This is a genomic window from Glutamicibacter sp. BW80 (genome assembly GCF_002332385.1).
Taxonomy (GTDB): domain Bacteria; phylum Actinomycetota; class Actinomycetes; order Actinomycetales; family Micrococcaceae; genus Glutamicibacter.
In genome coordinates, this window is sequence record NZ_NRGV01000070.1 from 29,972 (window position 1) to 39,000 (window position 9,029).

At 60.3% G+C, this 9,029-nt stretch carries 11 protein-coding genes; 6 read left to right on the forward strand and 5 right to left on the reverse strand.

Annotated features, from left to right (window positions below; all coding sequences use genetic code 11):
- Window positions 1-93 precede the first annotated feature (93 nt).
- From CIK76_RS17655 to CIK76_RS17675, 5 genes are all read left to right on the forward strand, one after another.
- The gene (locus tag CIK76_RS17655) at window positions 94-471 is read left to right on the forward strand and encodes a PadR family transcriptional regulator (protein ID WP_096288893.1); all 378 of its coding nucleotides are present in this window, start codon (window positions 94-96) and stop codon (window positions 469-471) included.
- On the forward strand, window positions 468-1,547 hold the full coding sequence (locus CIK76_RS17660) for a hypothetical protein (protein ID WP_096288895.1): 1,080 nt from the start codon (window positions 468-470) through the stop codon (window positions 1,545-1,547). Before CIK76_RS17655 ends, CIK76_RS17660 begins: the two co-directional genes overlap by 4 nt.
- Window positions 1,548-1,683: 136 nt before the next feature.
- Window positions 1,684-2,391 carry a histidine phosphatase family protein gene (locus tag CIK76_RS17665; RefSeq protein ID WP_096288897.1) on the forward strand — a complete coding sequence of 236 codons (708 nt, stop codon included), beginning with the start codon at window positions 1,684-1,686 and terminating at the stop codon, window positions 2,389-2,391.
- Between the two features lie 9 nt (window positions 2,392-2,400).
- Window positions 2,401-2,961: a DUF3090 domain-containing protein gene (locus CIK76_RS17670; protein ID WP_096288899.1), complete on the forward strand. Its 561-nt coding sequence runs from the start codon at window positions 2,401-2,403 to the stop codon at window positions 2,959-2,961.
- Window positions 2,961-3,728 carry an SCO1664 family protein gene (locus CIK76_RS17675; RefSeq protein WP_096288901.1) on the forward strand — a complete coding sequence of 256 codons (768 nt, stop codon included), beginning with the start codon at window positions 2,961-2,963 and terminating at the stop codon, window positions 3,726-3,728. Before CIK76_RS17670 ends, CIK76_RS17675 begins: the two co-directional genes overlap by 1 nt.
- Window positions 3,729-3,968: 240 nt before the next feature.
- Here the strand turns inward: CIK76_RS17675 and CIK76_RS17680 are convergent, their stop codons facing one another.
- The gene (locus CIK76_RS17680; protein ID WP_096288903.1) at window positions 3,969-5,783 is read right to left on the reverse strand and encodes a 2-isopropylmalate synthase; all 1,815 of its coding nucleotides are present in this window, start codon (window positions 5,781-5,783) and stop codon (window positions 3,969-3,971) included.
- Between the two features lie 171 nt (window positions 5,784-5,954).
- On the opposite strand from CIK76_RS17680, the gene CIK76_RS17685 reads away from it, so the two are divergent.
- The gene (locus CIK76_RS17685) at window positions 5,955-6,623 is read left to right on the forward strand and encodes a FadR/GntR family transcriptional regulator (RefSeq protein WP_096288905.1); all 669 of its coding nucleotides are present in this window, start codon (window positions 5,955-5,957) and stop codon (window positions 6,621-6,623) included.
- A gap of 705 nt (window positions 6,624-7,328) precedes the next feature.
- Here the strand turns inward: CIK76_RS17685 and CIK76_RS17690 are convergent.
- From CIK76_RS17690 to CIK76_RS17700, 4 genes are all read right to left on the reverse strand, one after another.
- On the reverse strand, window positions 7,329-7,631 hold the full coding sequence (locus CIK76_RS17690) for a HigA family addiction module antitoxin (RefSeq protein ID WP_096288907.1): 303 nt from the start codon (window positions 7,629-7,631) through the stop codon (window positions 7,329-7,331).
- A complete protein-coding gene (locus CIK76_RS17695) occupies window positions 7,618-7,899 on the reverse strand; it encodes a type II toxin-antitoxin system RelE/ParE family toxin (protein WP_096288909.1) in 282 nt (93 codons plus the stop codon). The genes CIK76_RS17690 and CIK76_RS17695 overlap by 14 nt, the downstream gene beginning before the upstream one ends.
- A gap of 93 nt (window positions 7,900-7,992) precedes the next feature.
- Entirely contained in the window at window positions 7,993-8,145 is a 153-nt protein-coding gene (locus tag CIK76_RS19505; protein ID WP_176484299.1) for a hypothetical protein, read from the reverse strand.
- A 1-nt stretch (window position 8,146) separates the two neighbouring features.
- Window positions 8,147-8,383: a dicarboxylate/amino acid:cation symporter gene (locus CIK76_RS17700; protein ID WP_141393613.1), complete on the reverse strand. Its 237-nt coding sequence runs from the start codon at window positions 8,381-8,383 to the stop codon at window positions 8,147-8,149.
- Between the last annotated feature and the right edge of the window lie 646 nt (window positions 8,384-9,029).

Here is a 9,029-nt window from a genome sequence, read left to right on the forward strand (position 1 = left end):
TATCCGAGCGTAGCCCAGCACGTCGATTGGCAGAGCAACAGCCGCCGCAAACTTCGTGGTTCAAATATCTAGATACACGTTATACTTAGATACATGAACGACGATGAGGTGAAACCGGAATGGCCGTCAACGTGGACCCGCGCCGCACTGGGAACGGCTGTTCTCGCCAGTCTTGAGAATGGGCCGCTGCACGGGTACGGAATCGCGCAGGCAGTTAACGAACTTGGCTTCGGGCGCCCAAAAGGCGGATCCCTCTACCCGCTGCTCACCGGCCTGGAAAACGATGGCGCCGTGATCGCGCAATGGGAACAAGGGCAGAACGGCCCCGGAAAACGCAACTATGCACTGACTCCGCCCGGGTATACAAGGCTCCAAGAGGAACGCCGGGCCTGGCATGCTCTAGCCGAATCGCTAGGCGCGCCAAAACCAGCTACTGATTACGACTCGGACCTCCAAGGAAGGAAGCCATGACTCAGCATTCCCCACAACCACTCATCGAGCTTGATCTCACCGGGCTCATCGAAGAATTTCGTGCGGCCCGGGGAGCGGAAAGCGACGTTGAGTGGCTTCGAACCGTTGCAGGGCGCCTCATGCTCGACGACGTCAAGCTTTCTACCGCCAAAGAGGCACTCATCAAGCTTTTGCCGGTACTCAGAGATGCGCAGGAACCGGCGGAAGACCTGTTTGGGGATCCAAAGGTCTGGGCCAAGGATCAGCAGGAGCGCTGGCAGCAGTCCGGAACCCCTGCCTACGACCGGCACGAACTGCTCTCCACGGGGCAGTTCACGCAAGCCGTCTGCTTCAGCGCGACATTGATTGCGGTAGCAGTAACCATTGTTGCGCTGATCGACGATGGGTGGACAGCACCCTTGAGCTGGATGATGTTCGCCCTTCCCTTCTTTTTGGCAGCAGCAACCATAGGCCTAGTGCAGGTTTGGAATCTGGCGGTGCGCAAATTTACGCGCCTGATGGCGATGGTCTGGACCGCCGTGACTTTAATCGTTGGCACTCTCGCCCTCAGCGGTCTCACCGTACTTATGCAAGGTTCGGCTGGGACAGGAAGCGTTTTTTGGTATCTGGCACCGGCACCGCTGTACGTGCTCTTTCACTACGCAATCGGCGTCGTCCTGAAACGCAAGCCAAAGACCGTTATGCACCTCGCACCAGTAGCAGCAGCAACTCAAGACGAATGGGTGGGTGAGCTTCAGGGGAACCTCCGGCTTCGTGGTGATCTCAGTGACCGGCGGATTCGCGTGATCGTGAACGAAACCCGCGCCTACGCTGCCGAGGCCGAGGCCTCTCTGCACGAGGAATTCGGTACTCCTGCCAGTTACGCGGCCAGCTTCACACCGAATGCGTCCTATCGCGCACGCCGTGCGGCGTGGGCTTGGACAGCCGGCAGCACGCTCATCGCGGCACTCATCCTAGTTTCGATCCTCAACGCGCAATCATTCTTGACCTGGCAGACAGCGATTTTCGCAGCATTGCTGATCGGCACTGCCTGCTATGCAGTTCAGAGCTGGCGGGCATCTTTCAAGAATCAGTAGCCTCGTGCTATAAAGCGGAGTTCGCATTCGACATCGAAGCTCAGCTTTCGCCAATCCTTGCAGTTACATGATTCCGCCCCGGGCAACAACGGAACGGTCGCTGTGTTTGCCGTCGGCAAATGGATAGGCTGGGTGGATGGCAACAGTTCTTCTCGTGCGGCACGGCCGCACCACCGCCAACGCCACGGGCCTGTTGGCCGGCCGGGCGTCCGGCGTCAATCTGGATCAGACCGGGATGGATCAGGCGGCACTGGCCGGGGAGCGGCTCGCGCCCGTGCCCCTAGCCGGGGTGGTGTCAAGCCCTCTTGAGCGTTGCCAGCAGACCGCACGGTACATTCTGGACCGCCAGGCTGGCGCTCCCTACGCACCCACCGATCTTGATCTCATCGAATGCGATTACGGCCAGTGGCAAGGCCGCACGCTCAGCGAGCTGGCAACCGAAGAGCTCTGGCCCGTGGTGCAGTCGCAACCCTCAGCAGTCACCTTTCCCGGCGGTGAATCCATGGCACAGATGCAGGCGCGATCAGTCGCGGCGATTCGACGCCACGATGCGGCTTTTGAAGCCGAGCACGGGCCTGAGGCCGTCTGGGCGGCGGTAAGCCACGGGGATATCATCAAGTCAGTTCTCGCCGACGCGCTCGGCATGCACCTTGACCTGTTCCAGCGCATCAACGTGGGCCCCGCCTCCATATCGATCGTGCGCTACGGCGCTGGTCGGCCAAGCGTCTACGCGATGAATACCGATGCGGGTGATCTCTCGTGGCTGGCCAAAGGTCTCCACTCGGCAGATGCCCCGGTGGGCGGCGGCGCAGGGCAACAGACACCACGGACTTCAGGAGCCTAGAATATTTATATGCCTACACGTATTCACGAATTTTCCTGGCCCGATCGGGTCGTCGTTGGCGTCACCGGCCTTCCAGGGTCGCGTACGTTCTACCTGCAGGTGCGCGCGGGCAAGCAGCTGGTGAGCATCGTGCTGGAAAAGCAGCAGTCGGCTCAGCTCGCGGAGAATATCGATGACATTCTCGACCAGCTCCTCACCGTCGACGGCAACCCGTTCAGCATTCCCACCGGGACTCCCCCTGAACTTGTCGACAATGACCCGATTGAAGAGGACCAGGAGCAGTTCCGCGCTGGCGCAATGAGCCTGGGCTGGGACCCAACCACGTCCCAGATCGTGATCGAGGCCCATCCCCTCGTCGAGGAAGATCCCGATGCGCAGCTCGGTGAGGAGTCGCTTCACCCCGACGAAGCCGAGGAGACCGAAATGCTGCGCGTCCGGATGCCGGTGGGCACCGCCCGCGCATTCGCCAAGCGCACCCGCGAGATCGTAGATGCCGGGCGTCCGATGTGCCTGCTGTGCGGGTATCCCGTGGACGCCGACGGACACACCTGCACCCTTCCCGAGGCCTAATGCAATCTCCTGAACTCATGGCCGCCGAGTTGACGCTCACCGGCCGCATCACCACCGCGTCAAACGCCACCTTTCTAGGCAGCATCGGCGAGACGGTGGTCGTCTACAAGCCGATCGCCGGCGAAAGCCCGCTGTGGGATTTCCCCCAGGGAACGCTGGCCCACCGGGAGGTGGCCGCCTACCAGGTCTCGCAGGCCCTCGGCTGGGACGTGGTGCCCCGCACCTGGCTGCGCGATGGTCCGCTCGGCGTTGGCATGGTGCAGCTTTGGCAGGAGCCGGATCCCGCCCAAGACGCCGTGAACCTGATCGCGGCGGACCAGGTGCCGTCAACTGGTTGGAAACAGGTTCTCCAGGGACAAGATGAGCAAGGTCGAGCGGTCTCCCTCGTTCACGAAGACTCGCCTGCTCTGCGACGCATGGCGGTGTTCGACGTCATCGTCAACAACGCCGACCGCAAAGGCGACCACATCCTCGCCCTGGCCGGCGGTCACCGGCACGGCGTGGACCACGGGCTCACCTTTCACCGGGAGCACAAGCTGCGCACGGTGCTGTGGGGATGGCGCGGAGATAAGCTAACGGCCGAGGAAGAAGCGGGCATAAACCGTGTCAGCGAAGGGCTGCACGGTGAACTGGGCCAAAGCCTGGCGGAGTTGCTCAGCGGCGAAGAACTCGCATCTCTCGCCGCGCGCTGCGCCAAGTTGAGCTCGGCAGGGCAGTTTCCGGCACCGAGCGGTGAGATGCCAGCGGTTCCCTGGCCGCTGTTCTAAGGAAATTACGGACACAATTTTCGCCGCTGGTTGGTTGTGCAAAAAATCTGATGGCTGCACCAAGGTGGCAACCGCTCGGAAATGCGCATGACCGCCACGAACATTTGTTCATGGCGGCCATCGCAAAGGTTTAGCGTAGCTCAGCGACCACGGCATTGAACCTGAATTCACCACGTCGCCACACGAAACCACCGCCAGGCGTGCTCTGCCGGAAACCTGGCAGCTTCTCGAACGGGAAGACTACGGCAGGCCAATAGCCCCCGATTTTGCCGGCTGCCTCTGGGCGGTGACCCGATTGGCCGCTGACATAACAGCCGACATGCTTGCCGCCAGCACCGAACGCCCACGTCCAGCGGTCCAGAAAATGCCGTCATCGGTTCGGCATTCAAGCAGAGTTAATGCCTCGCTGTCGTTGCCTGCACCCACGCTGGTCTGGTGCAAGCTGAGGACGTCAACTGCGATGCCGTGAATCTCCAGTGCGGAAGTCAAAGCCTCAACCGGCCCAACACCATCATGCGTGCTGCTGTGTTGCTGCCCGGAATCGTCGAGAACAACCTCTATACGAGCGGCTCCCTCCATATCTACAACCTGATAGCTGTGCAACGCGAGGCGCTCGGCCGATGTGCCCTGATGCAGATAGACCTGCTGAAAGACACTCCACAGTCCGGCTGCACTGGCTTCGCTGCCGGTGGAGTCCGTATGCCGCTGCACGTGGCGGGCGAAGTCAATCTGCAGGCGCCGTGGCAGCTCAATCCCGTACTCAGCTTCGAGCAGATATGCGATTCCGCCCTTGCCCGATTGGGAGTTCACGCGTATCACGGCAGCATAATTGCGCCCTAAATCGGCCGGGTCGATCGGCAGGTAGGGGACGTTCCAGGGAATATCGTGTTCCAGACGCTGTTCGGCGCTTGCCTGAACGCGATGAGCGATAAACCCCTTTTTAATCGCATCCTGGTGGGTGCCGCTGAAGGCGGTGTGCACGAGGTCCCCGACGTAGGGGTGGCGCGGGTGCACCTCCAGACGATTGCAATACTCCACCGTTCGACGGATCTCATCGATGTCGGAAAAATCGATCATCGGGTCGATGCCTTGGGCATGGAGATTCAGCGCCAGTGTCGCGATGTCAACGTTTCCGGTGCGTTCGCCGTTTCCAAAGATGCACCCCTCGACGCGTTGAGCTCCGGCGAGGACCGCAAGCTCGGCGCAGGCGATCCCGGTACCGCGGTCATTATGCGGATGCACCGACAGGATGACGGAATCGCGGCGTGCAAGATTTTTGTGCATGTATTCGATCTGGTCGGCATACACATTTGGAGTTGCGATTTCGACGGTGGCCGGAAGATTGAGAATCACCGGACGCTCAGGCCTCGCATCCCACAGCTCTGTCATGCTGTTGCAGATGTCGAGTACATAGTCCGGTTCGGTCAGATTAAAAACCTCTGGCGAAAATTCGAAGCGTACGTTCGGCATGTCCCCGGCAAATTCGAGCACATCACGTCCGCCGGCCAAAATCATTTCTTTGAGCGCTTCCCGCTCGTATCCGAGCACCAGGTTGCGCCACGTTGGGGCGGTCGCCGTATACATGTGGATCACGACCGGGTTGGAAATCCCCTTGATCGAGGCAACCGTCCGCTCGATGAGCTCTCGACGAGCTGGGGTGAATACGACGATCGTCACGTCATTCGGGGCGATGCCAGTTTCCGCGATCAGCCGCACGAAGTCGTAGTCGGTCTGTGATGCCGAAGGGTATCCGACCTCGATCTCTTTGTAGCCCATGGCGACCATGAGCTCGAAGAAGCGGCGCTTGCGTGCCGGGTCCATCGGCTCAGCGAGCGCTTGGTTGCCATCGCGCAAGTCGACCGGAACCCACTGCGGAGCCTCGGTGAGCTGCTTCGACGGCCAGTCGCGTGCGTCAAGTGGCACGTCGACTCGAGAGTAGGCATTGGTGTAGCGGTGCGAGGGCATCTGTGAATATCGCTGCTGGTTCCAGCTCGGTGCATTATCCGGCACGGCGCCTGCCGGAGTCGAGATATGGGGAAAAGAGGTCTTTGTCATTTTTGATTCCTTCAGTCCAAGAATTGCGACCGGCACAGCATTCGACTCCACGACGGGGAGCCGGTCCGGCTACGCCCCGCCGTGGCGGCGAAGTAGAAGGAAATTATCGAAGAACATGGATAGACTGTAGCACAACTCCTCAGACAAGCTGATGAGTTGGAAGGCGATAACGTGGCACAAGTGACTCGAACACCGTTGGCGGATCAGGTAGCGGATCTGCTACTCGAACGCATCCGGTCGGGCGAATGGGCGCTGGGAGAAAAACTCCCGGGCGAGACCACTCTTGCTCCCCAGCTCGGCGTCGGACGATCCACACTGCGCGAGGCCATTCGCCAGCTGGCAGGGCGCGGAGTCCTGGCCGCCCGGCAGGGATCGGGTGTCTTCATCACAGCCCTGGATGTCTCGGAAGACTGGGATATCGTCTTGCGTCGCGCCGGCATCATCTCGGTCATCGAGGCACGTATCGCCATCGAAACGGAAGCCGCCTCGCTCGCAGCCGCACGCCGGACCCCGGCGGATGTCCGTGCGATCCGGCAGGCCCTCTCCGCCCGCGCCGAATACCGCGATGAAATCGAGAGCCACGTCGATGCCGACACCGCGTTCCACCGCGCGATCGTGGCCGCAGCGCACAATCCAATACTTCTGGATCTGTTCGACAGCTTCACCCCGCGGCTTCGCGAGGCGATGATCGAAATGCTGCGAATCCGCAAGACATTTGGGCACACGGCGGACCAGGACCTTCACGGTGGGCTCGCCGACGCGATCTTCGATCGAGACGCGGACACGGCCGCTCAGCGCAGCCGCGCTCACCTGATGTCGCTGCGAGACAGCCTCGCATAGGCAAGTTCTAGCCGGCTCCTGCCAGAGAAGTATCGTTGGAAATGGTTCTCGCGGCGGCATCACCACGCCGGGTATAAAAGCCGTCCTCAGCCCGCGGGCCTACAAGCACTTTTCAATGAATTTTTACACGTTGAAGCTTAGCTCCACCGGGTTCTAGCACGGAGCAACCTCTCGCGAAATCGCATTCCGACAGAAATACTGTGGGCCAAATCTTCTCGACGGGCTCGCTCGACATAGGCGCAAGGCTTTCTGGGCGACAAGCCGTTGACGAGTGTCAGAGTCCACCTCGTCGGTCCGCTCCCTTGCCCGCACTCGTTCAGATCACGAGCCGGCAATTCTTTACGCCCGGATTCTCAGGAAGCAGCTGCTTCCCAAGAAACCGGCTTCACCCCATAGTTCAGCCTCCACCAGCGGCAAAAATCCCCCACTTCGCGGAGAAAGCGCGTGTACGCGTGAATCCGGCATCCCGATGAGAGGCTGCGAGCGTCTTCACTTCCAGGAAGCAGGCCCCGTGGTGGGCGGAGTCATCGATAACCCTGCGCATCGAGGTACCGAGGCCTGAACCGTGCACTGCTCGGCCGACAACGGTGAAACGCAGCTCGGCGTTGGATTCCGGTTGCCCGAACTACTGGGAAACCGTGACGAGCAGGAGCGCGACATCATTTGGCATGTGTCGATCGGGGCCTGCGACCCGCACTCCACCGTTCATGCCACCTTCAGCGGCGTGATCGAAGCGATCTGCTCCCCTGCGATATCCTCTGCGCGATCGAGCTCATAGTGGCTCTGCAGGTTGAGCCAGAACTCGGCCGATGTGCCGAAGTACTTCGCGAGCCGCAGCGCGGTGTCCGCCGAGATCCCACGCTTGCCGTGCACGATCTCGTTGATGCGCCGCGGCGGCACTCCGATCGACACAGCGAGCTTGTTCTGCGTGATCCCGAATCCCTCGATGAAGTCCTCCATGAGGACCTCGCCCGGGTGGATGGGCTGCATCTTCTCAGTGGTAGTCAACGATCTCCACCTCCTCTGGTCCGGCGTCTGTCCATTTGAAGCAGATCCGCCATTGGTCATTAACACGTATGCTGTGCTGGCCGGCCCGGTCGCCTTTCAAGGCTTCGAGCCGATTGCCCGGCGGACTTCGCAAGTCATCCAGGTTCGTCGCTGACCCCACCTGGCGGAGCTTGCGCAGCGCCACCCGGAGTATCCGAGGATCAATGGACGGCACGCGCTCACGAAGCCACAGACGCTCGGTATCCTTGCTGCCAAACGATCTGATCACAGTTCCAGTATATAACGGAGTGCGCCAATAACGCTAGACGTTAAACCTGAATACAGCCGCGTTCTGGCACGTATGCCATTGGAAAAGTGGGCACTAGCTGTAGCTCTCGCGGTCGGGCACAACGAATCTGCACAGTGTATTCGCCTCACGGATGTCCTCGTCTGACTCTCCCCCGGAGACCTCGCTCAGCATGCCCAGCAGCGACTGGCCTGAGCTGCCCAGACGGAACAAAAAGAAGGCCCCCACCTCACTTGCGATTCGTTCCCTTGGAACGCGGTGCTTCGTCTTTCCGCTGGTCGCGCAACGCGGTGGCTACGGCCACAAAGAAAGCGAATAACAATGCGACCCACAGGTTTTCAAGAACTTCTACCGGCGACCTACCCGATATCAGGCAATACGCTCCAATCAGCAGGCCCATGCCAAAAACGGAGATGCCGAGGTATAGCGCCACGCGTTGCATGGCAACCCGTGAAATTTTTCTCACTTGCGATACCTCCCACCTATAGATGTTTCTGAATACCTCGCTCAGGATAGGTGGCGTTTCTGAGCGGAGCAAATTGCCTCGCGATCACCTCAGCCACCCGTCTGAGGGTTGCAAGAAGATTAGGCGGCGGTGGGGTGCCGGACCGCGAGGGTCACGGCCAGATCCTAGATGGTCTCGTATTCGATGGGGCCAACAGGCCCAATCCGGTCTAGCTGCGATGATCGCAATTCACTGAGTCTTCCTCGACGATTGTGCCCTCGGGATTGATCCGATTCATGCCTGCCGGATGGCGCTCAGTTCTTGGCATCAATTCATGGATAGAGCCTGCTACGCTGCCGCTGTGGATCATGGAACCGGGCTAGCGCGACTGCGTCACGATCGCCATGCCTCGGGCCCTCCTGCATGACACAATAGCCCGGCTCAAGTTTAATGATTCGCCCGACGTTTATGCCTACGAACAACACCATAATCGTTCGCCGCAGGCGGGCTCGACGATGCCGAAGAAGACCGAGCGCTTGCCAAGCTTAGATATTGAAGCGGAACTCCACCGCATTACGGTACGGAATAACCTCTGACTCTGAGCCATACTGTCCCTCATCGATAGACCTCTCGCCGGTGGCCAAGGCGCAGAATCCGGGTTCCGATA

Bases quoted from the DNA above. Each gene is read 5' to 3' on its own strand.
- CIK76_RS17655 (WP_096288893.1), top strand. From the start codon at position 94: ATGAACGACGATGAGGTGAAACCGGAATGGCCGTCAACGTGGACCCGC.
- CIK76_RS17660 (WP_096288895.1), top strand. From the start codon at position 468: ATGACTCAGCATTCCCCACAACCACTCATCGAGCTTGATCTCACCGGG.
- CIK76_RS17665 (WP_096288897.1), top strand. From the start codon at position 1,684: ATGGCAACAGTTCTTCTCGTGCGGCACGGCCGCACCACCGCCAACGCC.
- CIK76_RS17670 (WP_096288899.1), top strand. From the start codon at position 2,401: ATGCCTACACGTATTCACGAATTTTCCTGGCCCGATCGGGTCGTCGTT.
- CIK76_RS17675 (WP_096288901.1), top strand. From the start codon at position 2,961: ATGCAATCTCCTGAACTCATGGCCGCCGAGTTGACGCTCACCGGCCGC.
- CIK76_RS17680 (WP_096288903.1), bottom strand. From the start codon at position 5,783: ATGACAAAGACCTCTTTTCCCCATATCTCGACTCCGGCAGGCGCCGTG.